The following is a 19,905-nucleotide window of genomic DNA, read 5'->3' on the forward strand; positions in this document are numbered from 1 at the left end:
GAGCCGATCGAGACACCTACACCCGTTCAGACCAGTCCGTTTCCATCACACCCGGATTCGTGGTGCTCCACCAGCGCGGTCAGCTCGGCGTCCACCCGGTCCCGATCGGCGCGGGAGACCGGGCCGTCCAGCAGCGCACGGGCGGAGAGCAGGCAGCGCCGGGCGCGGTCCGGTTCCCCTGCCGCGCGCCACGCGAGTCCCTCCCTGACCGCCTGGTCCGCCTCGTGGTGGGTCGACTCGTTCTCGGCGGACAGCCGGCGCGCCTCGTGGTGGCTCTCGGCCGCCTCCCGCCACCGGCCGAGACCGGTGAGGCAGAGACCGATGTTCTCCGTCAACAGCATCATCACCCAGCGCACCATTTCCTGGTCGGCCTCGTGCCGGTGCTCGTGCGCCTCGGTGAGCAGGGCCTGGTGCACCGCCAGCGCGTCCTCGTAGCGGCCAGCCTCCTGGAGAGCGACACCGAGGGTGCTGCGCATCCAGTACCGCATCTCGAAGAAGCCGTACTCCGCCGACATCTCGTGGGCCACGCGCAGGTGGGCCATGCCCTCCTCGACCTTCCCGAGCCGGGTCAGCTCGACGCCGAGGTAGCAGTGCGCGAACACCTTCCCGCGCTGGTCGCCGATCTCCTCCGCGAGCGCCAGCGCACGCGAGCTGGTGCAGAGGGCGAGCTCGTTGTCGTTGCGGCACATGTACTGCGCCCAGCCGAGCTGGTTGAGCATGTCCACCTCGGCCACCTGGTCACCGAGCCGCCGCGCGGCCTCGAGACCGAGCCGGTAGACCTCGTCCCAGCGGTAGTCGAACTCCTGGCTGTCCGCGAACCAGTGCATGGCCCGCGCCAGACCGAGCACCTCGGCGTGCCAGCCCAGCGCCGCCGCCTCGCGCTGCGCGGCCGACCAGTTCGTGCCCTCCCGCACCAACCAGTCCCCCGCGTTCGCCTGCGAGGAGAACGGCGAACCGTCCGCGTCAGGCGGGCCTTGGAACACGGACGCACCCGCGGCCGTCGCCATGCCCAGCAGGTGCCGGAGGGTACGGTCGCGCAGCTGCTCGCGCACGTCCTCCGCTTCCTCCTGGGCCAGCCGCTCGCCGGCGAAGAGCCGCAGCAGGTTGTGGAACCGCAGGCGTCCCGGCGCCCGCGCGGTGTCCAGCAGGGACGCCTCGACCAGTTCGTCGAGCAGTGCGCCGACCTCCGGCTGCGGCGCACCCGTGGCCACCGCGGCGAGCGCCTCGTCGAAGTGCTCGCCGGGGATCACCGCGAGGCGCCGGAGCACCCGGCGGGCGATCGGGGACAGCCGCCTGAACGACACCTCGAACGCGGAGCGCAGCTGGAGGTCGCCCGCCGACAGGGAGCTGAGCCGCATCCGCTCGTCGCGCAGCTGCGACACGAGGTAGGACAGCGACCAGTGCGGCCGCGTAGCCAGCCGGTTGCCCGCGATGCGGATCGCCAGCGGCAGGTTCCCGCACAGCGTCACCAGCTCGGCGGCCGCACCCGGTTCCCCGCACACGACGTCGTGGCCCGCGATGGAGGCGAGCAGGGCCACCCCGCTCTCCGTCGTCAGCGGCGAGAGCGAGACCCAGCTCGCGCTCGTCAGGCCGGCCAGGACGCGGCGGCACGTCACCAGGGTCACGCCGCGGTTGCCCGTGCCGAGCAGCGGCCGCACGTGCGCCTCGTCGACGGCGTTGTCCAGCAGCACGAGCACCCGCCGGTCGCGCAGCAGTGCACGGAACAGCTCGACGCGGTCCGCCGCGGACTCGGGAACACCCCTGGCGGGCACGCCGAGGGCCCGCAGCATCCGCTCCAGCGCCTCGTCCGCCGCCCTCGGCCGGTCACCGGAACCGCCCAGGTCGACCGCGAGACAGCCATCGGGGAAGTGGGCGGCCAGCCGGTGCGCCGCCGCGACGGCGAGCGAGGTCTTGCCGACACCGGGCGGCCCGGTGACCACGACGACGCCGGCGGGTTCCGCGGTGCCGAGCCCGATCAGCTCGCACAGCTCCCGTTCCCTGCCGACGAGCTCGGTGACCGCGGGCAGCGAGTGGAGCATGGTGGGGTCGACGGGCTTGGCCGTGCGGCGACGACCCTCCCTGGCGAGCGTCAGGAAGACCTCCCGGTCCTCGCCGGTCAGGTCGAGGGCGTCCGCCAGCACCGCGGCCGAGCGCTCCTGGGCCGAGCTCGCCCTGCCCCGTTCCAGGTCCCGCAGGGCGCGCACGCTCATCCCCGACGAACGGGCGAGATCGGCCTGGGACAAACCGGACGCCCGCCGGAGTCCGAGCAGCATCTGACCGAAGGCGGGAATCGCATCATCCGGGACGCTCACGGTCAGCATTAGACATAGAACAGCGGCTTGATAATTCCTTGATGTTCGCCCGGATGATGACTGCCGAGAAGATCGGCATCGACGCGGACAGAGCCTTCAACCAGGTAAAATACTCGTGCCATCAGTTCCACGAGGGCACCGTGGCGCCTTGTGGGGTGAATTCACTCTGCACGTCCACACCATGATCGATGTACGTTCGTACACACCCTCCGGCGCCGCATTACTCCCTTTCAGTGAATTCTCCGGAAGGCTCCACGGAATCTCTTCCGCCGTTCTCCGGTCACCGCCTGGGCGGCTGAACCGGTACAGCCGGCTCCTGCGGTGCGGGGAGACCGAGCCGCTCCGCGACCTCTTCCGGCACCTCCAGCGCGTACGAGCCTGCCCTCTGCTTCCCGTCCGGCCAGTACCAGCGCCAGCCGTCGGCGGTGGGCCGGATCACCGCGACGCCCAGCCACGCGGCGAGGGCGGCGGCATCGGCGCCGGGGTTCGCGTCGTGCGCGGTGAAGAGCCGGACCGCCTCGGCTCCGTTCCACCCGGCGGCCAGCAGCACGCGCCGCGCGTCGTCCGCGTCGAGCGCGACGCCGTGGTCGAGCACCAGCGCCACCACGTCGTCCTCGTCGGGCAGGTAGCGGGCCGCGGTAGAGAGCGGACCATCCGGGTCGGCCCCGACGAACACGCCCGCGTCGACGCGGACCGCGCTCGCCGCGGGCAGGTCGACGCCGAGCCGCTCGTGCCGGTGGAACGCGGCGTCGTCGGCGAACAGCGACTCCGGCGCGGACCAGCCGTGGCGGTGGGCGAGGTCGCGGAACTCGGGCAACGCGTGCAGGCGCTGCCCCGTCCGCCGCGGGTCGCCGAGCGCGACCAGGTTCCTGCCGTCGTGCCGGACCGCCCTGACGTGCACGGCGGTGCTCCCGCCGTGCAGCACCTGCCCCGGTCCCGCGGCGAGCCACGACCAGAAGCCGTACTGCGACCGAGCGGTCGTGAGCTTCGTCGAGACCGGGACCAGGGGCTCCCCCGCGACCTCGGCGAACCCGCTCCCGAAGGCCGTTCCGTCCGGCTCGGGCGCGAACACGGCGCCCAGTGCGGTGAGGTACCCGGTCAGCTCCGGGTTCTGCCTGCGGCGCACCGGCATGTCGACGAGCTTCAGCGCGGCGACGAGCCCGCTGACGTGCAGACGACCGGGTGCGGTGATGGGGGTGAGCACGGGCAGCCGGGGCCGGGTGAGGTCCGTGGCCGCGAGCTTCTGCATCGTCCTCGACCACCGGTCGGTCAGGTCGCGCCAGGCCGCCGGGTTCCGGTCCGCGGCGGCGGCCAGTTCCCCGGCACTCGTGCGGAGCTCCGCGAACTCCTCTCGCGCGAAGGCGATCCGGTCGCGCACGCGGCTGCCCTGCACGCGGCCCAGTGGCCTGTCCCGGTGTGTGCGGAAGCCGGCGGACGTGGTGGGCAGCGCGGCTGCCATGGCGCTCACGACGGCGTCGCCGGCGTGCAGCATCGTCACGATCGTCAGCGCCCGGTCCCGCACGGCGATGTTCACCGCAGCCGCACCACCGGTCGTCTGGAAGTACCGGGACTCGTGCCCGGCCGAGGCGAACAGCGACTCCGCGAGCGCGTCCGGGCTGCCGAGCAACGCGGTGAACAGCGGGTCACCGAGCACCTTCGCGCGAGCCGGGCCGGTGAGGTTCACGGTCGCGAGCACCGCCAGCCGCGACTGCAACGGGGCGCCCACGGGGTAGGAGATCCCGTGCAGGAGGGACCCCTCGGTGGTGAAGGGGTCATGTCCCCGTTCGAGGTGCCGGGCCACGTCGGTCAGCAGGTGGACGAGCCGGTCGGGGCTGAGCGGCCGGACGGCCTGGTGATCACCGGACTGCCCGTCGGCGTCACGGACCGGTACGACCGTTGCGGCGAGCACGGCGTCGTTGAGCACCGCGCGCACCTGGTCGCGCAGAGCCACGCCGGGCACGGCCCCCAGCGCGTCGTCCAGGTTCCGCAGGAGTTCCGCCGTGCCGTCCGCGAGGTCGTGCTGCTCGACCGCGCCGGACGACAGTGCGACCGCCTCGTCCACCCAGTGCGCCAGGTCGGTCTCGGACAGGGGCAGCTGGGCACGTCCGCGGGTCACGCCGCGGTACGCCGAGGTCAGCCTGCTGCGCTGCCGCGGGTCCGCGACGGGCTGCGGGCGATCGGTCGCGGGCGAGTCCTGGCCGGCCGGCGGTCCCTGAGTGGTCGGCGGAGCGCTCTGGCCGGTGTCGGTGTCGAGCGATGTGAAGCCGAGTGCGCGCGCTCCCGCCAGGTCGACCTGCAGCCACACTTCGCCGTCCACGCCGTTCTGCCCGGTCGCGACGGCGGCGGTCCTCCCGTCCCGGTACTCGAGCGTGAGCGTGGGACGCAGCTCCGCCAGCACGAGGTGGACGTTGTCCCGCTGCACCCCGGCGGGAACCGGCTCGGCGTCGCGGGAGGTGTACCGCGAGGCGGCCAGCGTCCGCTCGACCTCTCCCTTTCCGATGAGGTTCTCCGCGATCGGACCGTCGAGCAGGGCGGCCTTCGCGGTCACGTTCTCCTCCGTCGTGACGACCGGGCCGGACCCCTCCGCCGTCGTCTTGCGCAGCGACGCGCCGGGGATCGGGCCGAACAGCTGCCGCCGGCCCAGGTCGAAGGTGATCGTCGCCGTGGACACGGTCCTGCTGCCGACGTCGACCTGGTAGCCGTCGGGCGACAGGGCCGCCACGACGCGGCCGGCCAGCTGGGTCGCGGTCGTGGACACGAGCAGCCCGTTCGCCCGGCCCGCGTTCAGCTCCGGCCACAGCTCCGCGAGCCGGGCGTGCAGCCCCTCCGCGTGGAACGGCGTGGCGCTGATGGTGGCGTCGACGGGCAGGCCGGTGCCGTGCGTCAGGTCGCTCAACGGCGTGTCCACCGTTTCCAGCGGCGTCCTGGCGGGGTCCAGGACGGACGGCACCGGTGTCTGGATCGCCGACCCCACCGTGAAGCCCGGCAGCACCTGCATGTCCCGCACCGGTGTCTGCCGCAGCCCTGGCAGGTGCCTGCGGTAGACGCCCGAACGCGCCCAGGGCCGCACCTGCACGGTCACCCGCATGCCGTGGCCGTGCCGCCGCGCCCTACCGGACCACCGGTAGCCGACGGTGCTGCGGAACAGCACCCGGTCGTCCTGACCGCGGCGGGACTCCGCGGCCAGCTCGGCCGCCGGGTTGACCAGGCCGCCGGTCAGCGCCGACCCGATCCACGTCGGGATGGCCGGCGGCAGGGCCACGCCCGCGGACCTGGTCCACTCCGACCGCTCGCCCCGGCTCGTGCTCCGGGTCGTCGTCGTGACCTCGGAGTCGACCAGGAAGTCCTCCTCCACGCCCAGGTCCGCGCCGTCGACGCGCTGCGCGCTCACAACGACCAGCTGTTCGAGCTTGCCCGACTCCCCCAGCCGCTCGCCGAAGATCGGCGAACCGCCGTTGAGCACGTTGGCCAGCACCTGGTCCCCGCCGAGCTCCAGCCGCCTGCCGAACGCCCGCACCATCTCGTCGTGCAGCCCGGCGAACTGCTTGCGCACCTTGGGATCGGTGATGGTCTTCTCGTAGTCGCGCAACAGCTCCCGGATGTCCTGCATCATCCGCAGAGCCAGGTCCGGGCGCAGCGGCTCCGGCATCCCCAGCTCGATGCCGGCCTCGCTCATCGCGGTCGCCGGAGGTGTCACCGCGTCCGCCGTGTGCGCGGCCTCGTACGCCCGGAGGTCGTCGGGCAGCAGGACGTGGTCGAGGTCGTGCCGGCTGAGCTCACCGATCCTCGGCACCTCGCTCGCCGGGATCCACAGGGTGACGGCCCGCGGCACGTACTTCCGCCGGTCGCCGCCGACCACCGGACCGTCGTGCTGCTCGCCGAACGGACCGGTCCACGTGTGCCGGGCCGACGTCGTCAGCCGGTGTCGCGCGTCGAACTCGACCAGGTAGCCGCGCTCGACCCAGGCGACCTTCGTGCGCGCGTCCACGGTGGTGGTCTCGGTGGTCTCCGGACCGCGCAGGTAGGCGGTCGCCGCCTTCGCCTCGGCCGTGGCCACCTCTCCCAGCTTCACCTTCGCCGTGAGCCCGGCGTTCGGCCCGGTGCGCCGCCGCCGGTGCGACTCGAGCGTCGTGTGGGTGGCGTTGGAGCGGGTGAACTGATGGGCTTCGTCCACACCGATGATCCGGGCGTTGCCGTAGGTGCTCGTCAACGTCGCCGTGCCGGTGATCCTGCGGCTGCCGAGCGCCGGCGGCGCGAACCCGCTCTCGCTGGTGTAGTTCTCCAGCCGCAGCTCGTCGCCGGGTCCCTCGGCGAGCCCCAGCCTGCCCTGCCGCGACTGCCAGCTCACCCACTGCTCCAGCGCCCGGCGCGACACGTCCTGCGCGTCGTCCTCGCCGGGGCTGCCCAGCTGTGCCGGGCGCGCGCCGACGAGCCGGTGCTTCGCCAGCTCCTCGGCCCTGGCGCGGAGGCCCTCCGGTTCGGGAACCGCCAGCAGCCCGGCGGTCTCGGCGCCCAGGCGGGTGATCGCGGCCATCGAGTCGACCTCGAACCGTTTCGGCAGGTCCGCGGCCCGCTCGAACTCCGTGGCACCGTTCGGTCGTGTCCCGGCGTCGACCCAGTCGCTCTCGGTCCTGGGCTCGACCGGCTCGGCGTCCACCGCACGACCCGGTCGCTGGGCGACCGCGATCTCCAGGTCCGCCGCGATGCCCGTGCGGAGCTCCGCGCCGGCCGCCGGGTCCGGGCGCTCGGACCACGTCATCGGCGGGTCCAGGTCCGACCAGTCGGTGCCGGTCCGCACCTCGATCTCCACCGGGTGCCGGTAGAGGTGGACCGGGACGTCCTTCCCGGTCCAGGCGCGTTCCTCCTCCGTCGTCTCGCTGATCCGGCCGCGCCGCTGCTCGGACCGCGTCACGCCGGCCGTGCCGCCGAGCTCGACCGGCCCGGCGTCGCCGTCGACCGCGACCTTGAAGCCCTTCGACCGCGTCCGCTCCGCCGTCAGCTTCGTCGTTTCGCTGGTCGCGACGAACCCCTGCAGCTCCTTCGTCGACACCTTCCTCACGTACTCGCCACCGCCCGGGGTGACCACGCCGCCGAGGAACAGGTCCTTCTCCGCTCCCGGCAAGGAGATCCGCTTCGGGTCGCCGCCGAAGAGCGCCCTCGGGTCGTCGCCCAGGGCGTCGCGCAGACTCCGCTGGACGGCCTGCGCGTCCTGCGCGCCGGAGACCAGCCCGTCGGCGTAGAGCTTCCGCACGACCCGGCCGATGACCGCCTCACGGGACACGTCGCTGAGCTTCCACCGGCTCCGCGCGTAGCCGGCGACCTCGTCCGCGCGCAGCCCGGACCGGTCCCGCGCGCCGGCGGCCCGAGCCGGCACCATGGGCGCCGACTCGTCACGGACACCGGCGTCGTCGCCGCTGTCATTGTCCACAGGGGAGAACAGCAGCACCGCTGCGGCTTCGACGTGCAACGCCACCAACGGTTTGTCCTCACGTCGGAGGAACCCGAACGAACGGTGCGCATCGTCGGACGACAACGTTGCCAGCCGGTACGTCTTGCCCTCCTCCGCCATCACCACCAGGAACGGGAAGCTGATCGTGTCGTCGACGAAGTCACCCTTGATCCGCTCGGTCAGCTCGTGCCGCACCTGCGACACCCGCTCGGAGAGGTTCTGGTTCACCCTGCTGAAGGACACACCGGCCCCGATCTTCACCCCGACCAGGCCCGCGAGCTCCTCACCGGCGCTCACCCCCAGCTCGAACCCGGTCTCGTGGGTGCCCGCCGCGCCCAGCGAGTGCCGGTGGCTCGCCGCCACGGTGCGTCCCAGCGACCGCGCGGCCGCCTGCGCCAGACCGGGTGCGAACGACTGCCCCTCCAGCGCTTTCCCCTGGCGCACCACGACCTTCACGGGCTTGTGCCCCGGGAAGCGGAACGTCTCCTCGACCTGCTCGCCGGTGACGAGGCGCTTGCCCTGCTTCGGCCCGAGGTCGTCGAGCCACCTCTCCAGCCGGGTGATCTCCTGGTGCGACCCGGACAGCCGCAGCGTGGACTTGACCGCGCTGAAGACCGTGTCGATGCCGACGAACCGGACGTGTTCGAGCGCTTCGCGCGCACGCTCGAAACCGGCGTGGCTGCGCGCCCTCGCGAGGGCGTCGGGGGTGGCGGCGAGGTCCGGGTAGCTCAGCGCGGGACCCGCCGTCAGCGGGGTCTCCGGCAGCGGGTCGCCCGGCTCGCTCGCGGTGGCGCCGAACTGCGGCCACGTCAACGTCATCGTGACCGACTGCTTCCACTCCACCGGCTCCGGCCGCTCGCGGTGGAGGTGCCGCTTCGGTGGCTGGATCCGCAGGCGGTGGTGCACGTCGTGCGACGTCCGGGTCACCTTGGCGCCCGCCTGGGTGATCTCCACGGTCTCCCGCGTCGTCCCGGTCGCCGAGGTGCGCCGCTCCGACGCGGTGCCCAGCAGGCCCTGCACCGAGAACGACACGGTCACCGGCCCGGCCGGCACCGACCCCTGCACCGGGTTCACCGGCGTCGAGACCACCTCGGCCGACGTGCCGTCCTCCGCCTCCCGGACCGTCTCCGACCTCGTCAGGTCCGCGGTCGTGCTGACGGCGTGGTGGTGGGGTGCTCCGATGCCGAGCGCGTGCACCTCGACCTCGAAGTCCTCCCACACCTCGCGGATGCCTTCGAGCGAGCGGTCCAGCTGCTTGAGCTTCGCGTCGGCGAACGTCACGTCGACCCACCGGCCCAGTTCCGCGGAGTCCTCGCCGAGCTCCCGCAGCTGGTCCCGCAGCGTGCTGCGCAGGTGGGCGAAGTCCGGTTCCCCGTCGACCTGCGGCTGGTCGACCTGTGCCCGCCAGGCCCGCGCCTCCTCCGCGGCCGTCACCCAGGAGCCGGTCGTCGACAGGCTCGCGTTGCGCCGGTGCGGGCCCGACCTCCGCCTGCCCGGCCTCGGACTGCTCGGACCACCGGGTGTCCGGTGCACTTCCAGGGGACTGAGCAGGCTCGTACCCCGCCGGGGCCTCGACGCTCCCCCTCTCAGCGCGGGTTTCAGCCCGGCCTCGCGCGCCAGCTGCTCGGCGAGTGCCCGGACCGGTTGTCCCGGGGGCCGGCCCTCCTCCAGTTGGTACAACCGGTACGCGACCAGCTCCACCACGTCGTCGTGAGCCCGCTGGAACCGCGACCCCGGCACCGCGAACTGGTTCACCGTCAGCGTCGCCAGTGTCCGCAGCGACGCGACCCGTTCCGGTGACAGCTGCCGCCACTGCTGCGGCAACCGGCCTACCTCCGCGACGCTCGACAGCTCCGGCAACGACGAGACGGGCTGCGGCGGCCTGGACTCCGTCCGTTCGGCGGACACCGGCCGGGAGCCGGGGTGGTCCCCCGGCAGCAGCAAGGCCGGGCTCTCGGCTCCCCAGTCCGCTGCCCAGGTGACGAGCTCCGCCGCTGTGAGCACCGACGGGTGGCTCCTCATCGGGTCGCTCAGCACGAACACGCGGCGTCCCCCCACCACACCTGCGCGGAGGTGGACCGCGTGGTCCGGTGTCAGGACCACATGGCCGGGTGAGGAGGCGAGCCGACTCCAGAACTCCGCCCGCTGTGCGGGAAGGGCGAGGTACTCCGCCAAGGGCACGCGCGAGGTGGTCGCGGACTCCGCGCCGAAGAGGGTGGCGTCCGGTTCCGGTGCGAGCCCGTGCTGGAACAGGGCCGGGTACCGGTTGGGCGCGACACCGGAGAGCCGCCGAGGACCTCGGTCCACGAGCGCCGGTGCGGCCAGCAGCGCGCTGCTCCACCAGTGGCCCGCCACGACCTTCTTCGTCAGCACCGGCACGACGTCCTGGCTCAGGTCGGCCGCGGCGAGCTTCTGCATCGTCCGGCTCCAGCGCACCGTCAGCGCACGCCAGTCGTGGCGCACGCCCGGATCGGCCTGGTCGGCGGCCACCAGCTGCAAGGCCCGGCGTTCGATGGCGTCGAACTCGGATCGCGCCGCTGCGATCCGCCCGCGTGCCATGTCCTCCAGGGAACGGCCGAACGGGCGGTCCGCGGCCGACCGGACCTCTGCGGCGGTCCTGCTGATGACCAGCTCCGCGGAGTCCGCGGCGGAACGGCCGAGGTGCAGCAGCGCGGCGGTGCCGGGGACGCGGTTGCGCACGGCCGCGTTCATCGCGGCCGCGACACACGTCGTGATGAAGTACTGCTCCTCGTGGCCGGCACCCGCGAACAGCGACTCGGCCAGCGCGGACGGGTTGTCCCGCAACGCGGCGAACAGCGGAGAGGCGACGACGGCGGTCCTGGCCGCGGCGCTGAGGTTCACCAGTCCCAGCGCGGCGAGGCGGACCGGCAACGTCGTCCCCGCGTGCAGGTGGAGTCCCCGCAGCGAGGACCTCGCGGCGGTGAAGGGGTTCTCGCCGCGGGACACCACTGCGGTGAGGTCGTCCAGCACCGCGGTCAACCGGTCCGCGGTGATGGGCCGGATCTCCTTCGGGTCAACGGCGCGTCCGCGGCCCGTGAGCTTCGGCCCGAGCGGAACCTCCCGCGTCGGCACCAGTGCCGCGGCGAGCAACGCCTCGGTGACGAAGGCGCGGACCTGCGCCGCCTCGACCGGCTCGACCGAGGTGGTCAGCGCGGCGTTCAGCGAGACGAGCCGCTCACGGGTGCCCGGCGGCAGGGCCAGGTGCTCCAGCCTCCCGCCGGCCGCGAGCGCGGCGTACTCGGCGGCCACGGCACGCACCTCGGTCCGCGGCACCTCCAGCGCGGTCAGGCCGTGCACGGCCCGGTCGTACTCGGCCTCGGCCCGCTGCGGTGCGGCCCGCGAGCCGTCGTGGTCGATCTCGACGGTGGCGCGGCGCATCTCCTCCGCGGGAACACCATCGTCGGCCGTGCCGATCTCGGTGACGAGCCGGACCTCGACCTCGGCTGTGGAGCCCGGTGCGTCCTCACCCCGCAGGACGACCAGTTCCCGTTGCACCGCCGCGAGGAACTCGTCCCGCACGAGCTCCGCTCTCGCTCGTGCCGCCGTGGTGGGCACCGGCACCCCGAAGGGTCCTGACCGGCCGTTGCCCCGGCCCGTGATCACCGCCGTCGGCGGCGTGAGGCCGTGTTCTGCGCGCAGCAGTGCGGTCCGGGCGACCTGGCGCGCGACCGCCCGGACTGGAGCGAGTGCGTCCGCCGGTGCGGTACGCGCCCCTTCGTCGAACCACACGGACGCCGGGGACGGCGGCTGCACACCTCCCAGCACGACGACGGTGAGCGCGCCCTCCGGCCGCTGGTCGTGGAAGGTCTCCCCCGGCCCCTTGCCGTACATGCGGAAGTGCCGGCGCCTCGCCGCCGTGCCGTGCTTTCCCGCACGCGCGTGGCTTTCCAGCGTGATCTGGCTCTGGCCGTCCGCGCTCTCGGCGACGACCGCGGCGAAGTGGTAGCCGAAGTGCCGTCCGTCCGCTCCTCCACTCATGGTCACGTTGACGTACGCCTGTCCTGGCCGCGCCCACGCGTACCGGTTCACCCCGACCCGGCGTGCGAGGTCGTCCATCCGCCCGGCGGATTCCGGTGTGTGGCCGGTGAGCCCCGGTGCCGCGGCGTGATGACGGCCGGTGAACAACACCGCCATCCGGACGTCCACATCGGACACCTCACCGGACTCCGCGCTCACCGTCAGGCTGTCCGCCAGGCGCAGCAGTGCGGTGAGTTCCAAGCCGTCGTCCGCGTTGATCGGCGCCGTCGCCGTGGTGCCGTCCGGCCCGGTGAACAGCACCGTGTCGAAGCCGGCACCGTGGACCACGCCCGCGAAGTCGCTGCTGACGTCGGCGACGTCCGGCGGCACGAGCGGAACGACGCGGTGCAGCACCTGTTCGCGGCCGGGATCACCCACGGCGACCGTCGTGCTCCCGACGTCCAGCGCCACGCCGCTGCCGAGGCCGCGCAGCACTTCCCGCGCGCGGTCGAGCACGTCGGTGGTGGCGAAGAACTCGGGCGTGTGGTCCACCTCGGCGGAGTGGAGGGCTTTGACCGCGAGGGTGCCGTCACCCGCCAGCCGGAGGTCCGCCGGCTCCCGCAGCCGCGGCGCTGCCGGGACGACGGTGTGCTGCGGCAGGCCGGCGACGGGGCGGCCGGGGAACACCGTGGCGAAGTCGTCCAGCGGCACGTCACCGATGAACAGGTCGAGCACGTCGGTGAACCGCCGCGGCATGCTCAAGCCCTGCGCGGGCACCGCGTCCGGGCTCCACCGGCCCATCAGCGTTCCGCTGACGTCGAGCCCGCCGCCCTGGTTCGTGGTCTCGTCGACGAGCCCCAGCATGTGGCCGAACTCGTGTGCGCTGTGCTCCTGCGACTGACCGGGGTGCCAGTTCGTCTGGTCGATGAGGCGGCCGGGGTCCATCGTCACCACGTGGTGGACCGCGGACGTCCCGTCGGCGGGCAGGAGGCGGAACCACAGCGGCTCACCGTCCGGTCTGCGCAGCGGCCCCCCTTCGCGTCCGCTGTTGAAGTAGCGGTCCACACCGGCCTGGGCGCTGCGCAGCAACGCCTCCCGCGTCGCCTCGTCGTGGCGCCCCTCGGGGTCGAGCGCGACGCGGACGGTGACCTCGGTGATCGGCCCGTCCCCGGTCGCGAACCGGCGCACCTCGAACGCCGACCTCTCGACCGCGTCGTGGCCGGGCAGCGCGCGGATCCGGCCCCGCTGCACCACACCCGTGCGCTCCGGCTGCGCTCCGGCTGCGAGCGCCCCGCCGGGCGTCACCGCGTCCTCGATGGCGTCGGCGTGGTCGGGCAGGAGGCGGAGCAGTCGCCGCAGCGGCTCGGGTTCCCGGTCGAACAGACCGTTCACGCCGGCGGGATCCCGTTCCGCGAGGGTGGACAGGGCGTCGTGGACCAGGTCGATGGACACGTCGGCACCGGAGGCTGTCTCCAGGTCGACGCATGCGGCGATGTCGGCGAGCGCGCGGTCCACCCGTCGTTCGGCGGCAAGGGCGTAGAACTCGCGCATCTCGACGATGGCGGCCCGCGACTCCGCGTCGGCGTGTGCCCACGAGGTGTCGTGCGGGCCCACCAGGTCGGGGAAGCCGTACACGTGCGAGTCGGTGAGCACCAGCACCGGCACGTCGACGGGATAGCCGTCGTCCCACCGCATCGGGAAGTTCCGCTGGTCGTCCATCAGCTGCTGCTGCACCACCTCGGCGGTGCCCTGGTACCGCCGTACCTCGTCGGCGCCCGCGGCACGAGCCCAGTCGTCGATGCTCAACGGCCGTTCGGCGTTCACGGACGGGTCGAACACGATCCACTCGCGACTGCTCGGCGTCACCACGGCGACGGCGACGGCGATGTGGAAGTCCCACTCGACTTCGGCCGTGCCCAGCCCCGGTCCCCCGATGACGACCTTCCGCGGGTCGGCACCCCGCTGTTGGAGCGCGACGGCCATCCGGTGAGCCCGGTAGGTGCAGCCGTCGTCCGCGTAGTCGTAGGGCAGGCGCCGCTCACCGAAGAGGTGGTCGTCGAAGGTCAGCTCGCGCAGCTGCGCGAACCACGCGTCCGCCTGCTCCCGCGACACGGGATCCGTGATCACGTCGCCCAGCAGGTGGTCGACGTAGGCGGACTCGTCCGGCCGCAGCCGGCGCAGCTCGGTGCCGAGGTCCTCGCGGAACTCGTCCCAGTAGGCGTCCTCGACGACTCTGACCGCCTGGGGGTCCCTGCCCAGACCGTCCAGCAACGTCACCGCGCCCTCGAAGTCGTGGCGCCGGACGTGGGCATCGACCTCCCGCACCAGCTCCCGCACCGACGGCAGCTCGGCCGGGTCGGCGTCCGGGGCCACCGCGATCGAGCCGATGGGCCTCTCGTCGGCGGGGTCGGCGTGGAACGTGGTCACCCGTCCCATGACCTGCAACGCGCGCTCGTAGTCGACGCCGGACAGCCGCCCGTCCTCGTGCGCGGCGGACAGCGCCTGCGCCAGCTGGTACGACCTCTCCTGCGCGCCCGGCACCTCCATGAGCCGGTGCAACTCGATCAGCAACCGCCTGCCGTTGACGGCGGGCTGCTCCAGCGTGGAGACGACGGACCGGTGTGCGATGTCCGTGGCCTGCTCCGGTGCCACGGGCGTCTGGGCGCGTACGACCTGGCTGACGGCGTCCGGGGCCTGGCCCGGCGCCTGTGGCACCTCGGTGCTCGGCGGCAGTGCGGCGGTGACCCGGCCGCCGGAACCAGTGGACGTTCCCCCGGTCTCGACGGGTCGCGTCTCGTCTGCGGAGACTTGCCTCGCGTCGATGCGGTGGTCGTCGCCCACGTGCGCCTCATCGCTGTGCTGCCGGGAGAGGTCGGCGCCTACCGCGGCGACGTCGCGTCCGCTGGCCCGGTCGTCGCCGGTCTGCTGAGCCGACGGCGCGGACCGCGGGTCGTTCACGGCCGCCGGGTGAGCGGCGGAGGACTCCGGAGCCGTCTGCCCGGACGGCGGGGAGGCGGTGAGCCCGTGCTCGGCACGCGGCTGCGTCGCCGGTGGAGCGTCCTGCCCGCCGCTGATCGGTGCCGTCTGCACCTCGTTCCGCAAGGTGGGCGAAGTCGGCGGGGTGACCTGTCCGGCAGCCGGCACGTCCGCGGCGGAGGACTCGGCCGCCGGAGGCACGATCGCTGGAGAGGAACCGGCCGCCGGATGGACCACTGCCGGAGACGACCCGGCCACCGGAGCCACCACCCCGGGAGACGATCCGGTGACAGGTCCGACCCGCAGCCCGTCCCCGGTCCCCCGCACAGCGGGAGGCCCACCGGCGGGAACATCCCGTGGAACCTCGACCGCAGCGGGAACGCCGCCTCGCACAGGCGTCACCCGCCCACCGGACGGCGCGTCGACGCCACCGTTCCGCCCCGGCCCGGACCCCGAACCCGTCACGGCACCGGAACCACCACCTCCGGACGCTCGCGCGCCTCCGTCCGCGTGGACGCCTCCCCCGGCAGACGTCCCGTTCCCTCGACCCGACGGAACCGCACCACGAGCGGCGCCACCACTACCCGCCCACGTCCCGGCTCCACCGGTCGCCGATGGATTTCCTTCCACCACAACAGAACCAGATGCCCCTGTTCCGCCCTCATCGGCAACAGACCCGTTTGCCGACGCTGCTCCGGGATCGCCGATCGCCCCCAGCACGGGCACCTTCACCGCGTCCCCGTTGACCAGCCGGTCGATCGCGTCCCCGGCGTCGTGCGCCTTCTTCTCGGCCGCACCGCTGAAAGCACCACCCACCGCACCGGCCCACAGGCCGTTCAGGCTGCCGCCGAGGACCCCCGCGGTGCCGGCGCCCACCACGACGTCGGCGACCGCTTCCGCCGCACCGTGGAACGCCGCCGTGTCCTCGACGCGCGGTTTCCACCGGCTCGCACCCAGGTGCATGCCGCCGGCGAGGCCCTCCGCCGCGCCACCGGCCACGAAGCTGATCAACGAGCTGGTGCCGTCCCAGCGGTGGCGGTTGCCCTCGGCGACCTGGGAGAGCTGCGCGATCGCGTCCTGCGCGACCTCCTCCACGCCGCCCTCGACGGCCTCGCCGATCAACCTGATGGTCCAGTGCAGCCGCATCGAGATCTGCTGCACGGCGATGCGCGCGGAGGTGATGAACGACGGGACGAGCGGCGCGGTGAAAGGGCTCGACAGCGCCCACAGGATCGACGCGGCGAAGAAGGCGATCTCCACCATCATCGCGTAGACGGAGTGCTCGACGTTCAACGCGAGGTCGAGCAGGCTGCTCGACTGCGCCCCGGTGATCTGCGCGATCCGGGGCACCTGGCCGAGCACGCGGGTGACCTGTTCGCGGAACGCGCGCCCGGCGCGGCCACCGATGGCGTGCTCGACCGACCCCACCAGCTGCGCGACGCCGTCCGCCAGTTCTTGCAACGTCCGGCCGCTGTCCAGCCAGTTCTGCGCGAGCGCACGCGTGGCCGCCACGTCGACCTTCGGTGCCTGCTGCCCGGCCACGAGGACCCAGAGCCAGTCGAACGACGGATCGAAGTGCAGACTCACCGTTCCTCAACAGACGTCCGTCGAAACCCTCGCAGCAGCAGTGTCAGCGGCGGCCGTCACCGTCCGCCTGCCGGCCGGGCACGTTCCCGGGGTCAGGGGTGCCCTCGAGGTTCAGCGCTTTCAGGGCGATGTCCGTGGCGTTCGCCTCGACGCCCGCGCAGTACGCGCTGAACTGCTTCACGCTGGTGGTGATGATGCCCATGGCCTTCGCCAGCCCGGCGAGGCCGTTCAGGTACTCCTCCGAGCGCTTGTAGTACTTGGGGGCGAACGCGTTCCAGCTCTCGTCGCCCTCACCGGACGGCAACGGCGCGTAGGAGGCGAGCTCCCTGTTGCTGTTCGCGTAGTGGCGGAACCGGTCCGCGGCCGACTCGAAGCCCGCCGCACCCCGGTTCAGCTGGTCGGTGTCGACGGAGATCCGCCCGGAACCGTCCCCGAGGTTGAACGGGGCCGGCCTGCTGCCACCTTGACTCCGGTCATCGCCGGAAGCGTCCTCGCCGGGGTTCTCTGACTTGATCATCGCGCTCAGTCCCTGATGTTCATGACGTCACGGGTGGTGGGGCGCAGCTCGGGCGTGGCGGGCAGCAGCGACTGCAGGTCCACGTCCCCGGAGAAGAGCTTGCGCGCGTCGACCCCGGGAGGGAGCGTCGGCGCGATCACGTCCGCGGCCTCGTCCGCCACTTGCTGCTGCGCGTCCGTGATGGTCTTCAGGACCGCGGACTCCAGTTCTGCCGGTGTCATGCGCTTGTAGGCGCCGCTCGGGAACTTCACGTCCTTCACCACGCCGCCGTGCCCGACGGTCACCGCCACGACCCGGCGGGGAGCGGTGACGGTGCACGACAGCTCGCTGAGCCGTCGCTGCGTCTCGCGCAGCTCGGCGAACTGCTGCTCGTACTGGCTCTTCAGCTGCTCGATCTGTTCGGACTGGGGATGGGACACCGCACGCCTCCCTCGGCCTGCTCGCCGTGACCGGACACCAGCAGTAAACGGGCAAAAACACAGCGTCCGAGACGAACTGACAGGTTCCGAACCTGAAAGGAACCGCATGGTGCCCAAACGCACCCGATACCGCCGTACCGATTGAGACGCGACCGGCGAGAGGGCAGAGTTCGAAGCGGGAAATCGATTACCGCCGGGCGGTACGGCTCCGAACAGCCGTGTCCGAACCTGGTGGACCAGGGGTAGGTTCGAGCGTCCCGGCAGCCGCGTTCGGGCACCGGCGGCCGACAGGCAGCTTTGTCGTTTCGCAAACCTGCCCCCCGTTCTCGCTGGCCTTCCGCGCGGCTCGCACGGTCTCCTGTGAACATGACTTCGCAGACCGCCTGGCCGGACGGCCGGCGCCCCCTGGCACCAGGGCACGCAAGCCGCACGGCCATCCGGGTCTTGGTCCACGCCTCAGACCCGCTGATCGCATCGGGCCTGCTCGCGATGCTGCGGCCGACGCCCGGCATCGAGATCGTCACGGACCCGCAGAACGCCGACGTCACCGTGGCCGTCGCGGACGACTGCCTGCAGGAGGCGTTCCAGCCCGGTACGTCCCGTCTCGTCCTCATCGCGGACGAGCTCCGCCAGGCGGAGCTGTGGACGGCCATCGAGCACGGACTGGTCGTGCTGGTGCCGCGTGCGGAGGCCACGGCCAGGACCAGGCTGCTGCGCGCCATCACCGACGCCCGCGAGGGACGAGGCGATCTGCCCGCCGAGCAACTGGGCAACGTTCTGCGAGGGCTCAAGCAGCTGCAGGAGACGACCCTCGGGCCGCGCGACCTCACCCTCGCCGGTCTGTCGCTGCGCGAGACCGAGGTGATCAGGCTCCTCGCGGACGGCCTCGACACCGCCGAGATCGCGGAGCGGCTCATCTACTCCGAGCGCACCGTGAAGAACGTCCTGCACAACCTGCTCAGCAGGCTCAACCTGCGCAACCGCGCCCACGCGGTCGCCTACGCGTTGCGCCACGGCCTCATCTGAGACCGGCCGCGGACGGCCTCCCGCCGTCCGCGGTCACAGCGCCGTGACGCCGACCAGCAGTGGCCCCAGCAACGACTCGAGCCACGTCTGAGCGCTCGTGTGCCCGTCCTCGCAGCAGTCACCGCACGGGTGGAGGGCGGCGAGCACGTCGCCGATCAGCCGGCACCAGGCGTCGACGTCCCGCGCGGTCTCGAGCAGCACCACGCCGCCGGACTCCGGCAGCGTGCGCAGGACGCGCCGTGCCGCCTCCGCGGTCTCCGCCAGGTGCACCGGCGCCCACCACGAGATCTCCCAGTCGGCGGCACCCGCGGGCACGTGCTCGCGCACGATCGCGGTGATGCGCTCGTCGTCCACCGGTTCGCCGGCGACCAGGCGACCCGATCCGCGGGTGCTGCCGTCCACCCACCGGCACCGGGCCAGCCACCGCTCCGCCAGCAGGACGAGGCCGTCCGCGTGGGACCGCAGCAGTTCGGCCTCACCCCCGGACAGCACACCGATCATGCCTTCGTCGCCACATCGGCCCCAACGGTTCACCGCTTCGTCTCCTCGCAGCGCGTGCTCTCTGCCTCTTCCCTCCGCCGCACGGGCGGACCGGGGTCTGCCGGGGCGCGGAAAGATCAAGCTAACGGGCGGCGAACGACCAAACGAGACCCGAAGTCGTGATCGGCCCCTCCAGTCTCCGAAAGCTGCACCGCGGGGCACGCGAGGAGAGGCTCGTCAGTGGACGGAGACACCGTGTCGCCCAGCGGAATCGACCCCCGGCTGCTCCTGCGCTGCGCCGCGGAGCAGCAGAAGGGCCCGCGATCGGTACTCCAGGGCGAGCCGGCGGCGGAACTGACGAGCGGGGACCGGTCCTCCCGCACCCCGGTCACGACCGCCGCGCCTCCGGAGCGGTCGGTGCCTCCGTCTCCGTGCTGAACCGCGGTGCGGCGGAGTCCTGCGCGGCCGGTGTCTCGTCCTGCCCCGGCCCCCAGGGAACGACGCGCACGCCCGACTCCTGCCGGAACCGCTCGTGGACGGCGGACACCTCGTCGTCGCTCATCATGAACGTCTCGCGCATGAAGTCGCCGGTGAGCCGGACGGAGGCCGGGCCGCCGGGGTTGAACAGCACATCCACGCCGTCGGCCAGCAGCATCACGAGCTCGTCGAGGTCGATGCGCCGCCACTGCGGAGAGCTGACCCTCCTGCGGTGCGGCTCCGCGGTGGCCACGACGACGCAGGCGATGTCGTCCGGCGACTGCACGACCAGCGGCTTGCCGTCCCCGTTCATCGCGATGTCGAACAGGCAGTCGCGCAGCATCAGCTGGATGTGCTCCACCTCGGCGCCACCGTGCAGGACCAGTCTCAGCACGGCGTCCAGCGGGTCCGTCGGCGAGTGCTCGTCGGCGGGCACGTAGTCCGGGTTGGCGCGGAACCGGCCGACGCGGCCGTCGGCCTCCACCGGCCACAGCCCGACGACGGCCTCCGCAGGCGGCAGTTCGTCCTCTTCGGACGGAGCCCACGCCGGGTCCATGAGCAGGAACCAGTTCTCGAGCGGTCCGCTGTCCCCGGTGTCCTCGGTGGTGTCGGTCATGTTCTCCATCCTCGTCCCTCACGTCTCCGCCGGCGGTGCCGACGCCCTGTTCCCGGAAGCGCTCGTGC

Annotated in this window: 8 protein-coding genes; 1 reads left to right on the plus strand and 7 read right to left on the minus strand. The window is 72.7% G+C overall.

The window, feature by feature from the left end; genetic code table 11:
* Positions 1 to 26: 26 nt before the first annotated feature.
* From BMY74_RS23850 to BMY74_RS23865, 5 genes are all read right to left on the minus strand, one after another.
* Entirely contained in the window at positions 27 to 2,321 is a 2,295-nt protein-coding gene (locus BMY74_RS23850; protein WP_089919644.1) for an XRE family transcriptional regulator, read from the minus strand.
* The gene (locus BMY74_RS46680; RefSeq protein WP_281244999.1) at positions 2,321 to 2,443 is read right to left on the minus strand and encodes a hypothetical protein; all 123 of its coding nucleotides are present in this window, start codon (positions 2,441 to 2,443) and stop codon (positions 2,321 to 2,323) included. Before BMY74_RS46680 ends, BMY74_RS23850 begins: the two co-directional genes overlap by 1 nt.
* A gap of 149 nt (positions 2,444 to 2,592) precedes the next feature.
* Positions 2,593 to 16,302: a protein-glutamine glutaminase family protein gene (locus BMY74_RS23855; protein ID WP_089919646.1), complete on the minus strand. Its 13,710-nt coding sequence runs from the start codon at positions 16,300 to 16,302 to the stop codon at positions 2,593 to 2,595.
* 43 nt (positions 16,303 to 16,345) lie between these two features.
* Entirely contained in the window at positions 16,346 to 16,819 is a 474-nt protein-coding gene (locus tag BMY74_RS23860; RefSeq protein ID WP_089919649.1) for a hypothetical protein, read from the minus strand.
* Positions 16,820 to 16,824: 5 nt separating this feature from the next.
* Positions 16,825 to 17,238 (minus strand): YbaB/EbfC family nucleoid-associated protein, encoded by a 414-nt coding sequence (locus BMY74_RS23865; RefSeq protein ID WP_177229886.1) that lies wholly within the window; start codon positions 17,236 to 17,238, stop codon positions 16,825 to 16,827.
* 366 nt (positions 17,239 to 17,604) lie between these two features.
* Between BMY74_RS23865 and BMY74_RS23870 the strand changes: the two genes are divergently transcribed.
* Positions 17,605 to 18,264, plus strand: a complete 660-nt coding sequence (locus tag BMY74_RS23870) for a helix-turn-helix transcriptional regulator (protein WP_089919718.1) — start codon at positions 17,605 to 17,607, stop codon at positions 18,262 to 18,264.
* A 33-nt stretch (positions 18,265 to 18,297) separates the two neighbouring features.
* On the opposite strand, the gene BMY74_RS23875 is transcribed toward BMY74_RS23870, so the two are convergent.
* Positions 18,298 to 18,798, minus strand: coding sequence for a hypothetical protein (locus tag BMY74_RS23875; RefSeq protein WP_143091684.1), 501 nt, complete (start codon positions 18,796 to 18,798; stop codon positions 18,298 to 18,300).
* Between the two features lie 334 nt (positions 18,799 to 19,132).
* Positions 19,133 to 19,837 (minus strand): type VII secretion system-associated protein, encoded by a 705-nt coding sequence (locus tag BMY74_RS23880; protein WP_245786321.1) that lies wholly within the window; start codon positions 19,835 to 19,837, stop codon positions 19,133 to 19,135.
* Positions 19,838 to 19,905 lie beyond the last annotated feature (68 nt).

Source organism: Lentzea albida (assembly GCF_900111005.1).
In the GTDB taxonomy this organism is placed as follows: Bacteria; Actinomycetota; Actinomycetes; order Mycobacteriales; family Pseudonocardiaceae; genus Lentzea; species Lentzea albida.

What these genes read in the sequence shown, in the direction of transcription:
- BMY74_RS23850 (WP_089919644.1), bottom strand. Translation starts at nt 2,321, where the DNA reads ATGCTGACCGTGAGCGTCCCGGATGATGCGATTCCCGCCTTCGGTCAG.
- BMY74_RS23860 (WP_089919649.1), bottom strand. Translation starts at nt 16,819, where the DNA reads ATGATCAAGTCAGAGAACCCCGGCGAGGACGCTTCCGGCGATGACCGG.
- BMY74_RS23870 (WP_089919718.1), top strand. Translation starts at nt 17,605, where the DNA reads ATGACTTCGCAGACCGCCTGGCCGGACGGCCGGCGCCCCCTGGCACCA.
- BMY74_RS23880 (WP_245786321.1), bottom strand. Translation starts at nt 19,837, where the DNA reads ATGACCGACACCACCGAGGACACCGGGGACAGCGGACCGCTCGAGAAC.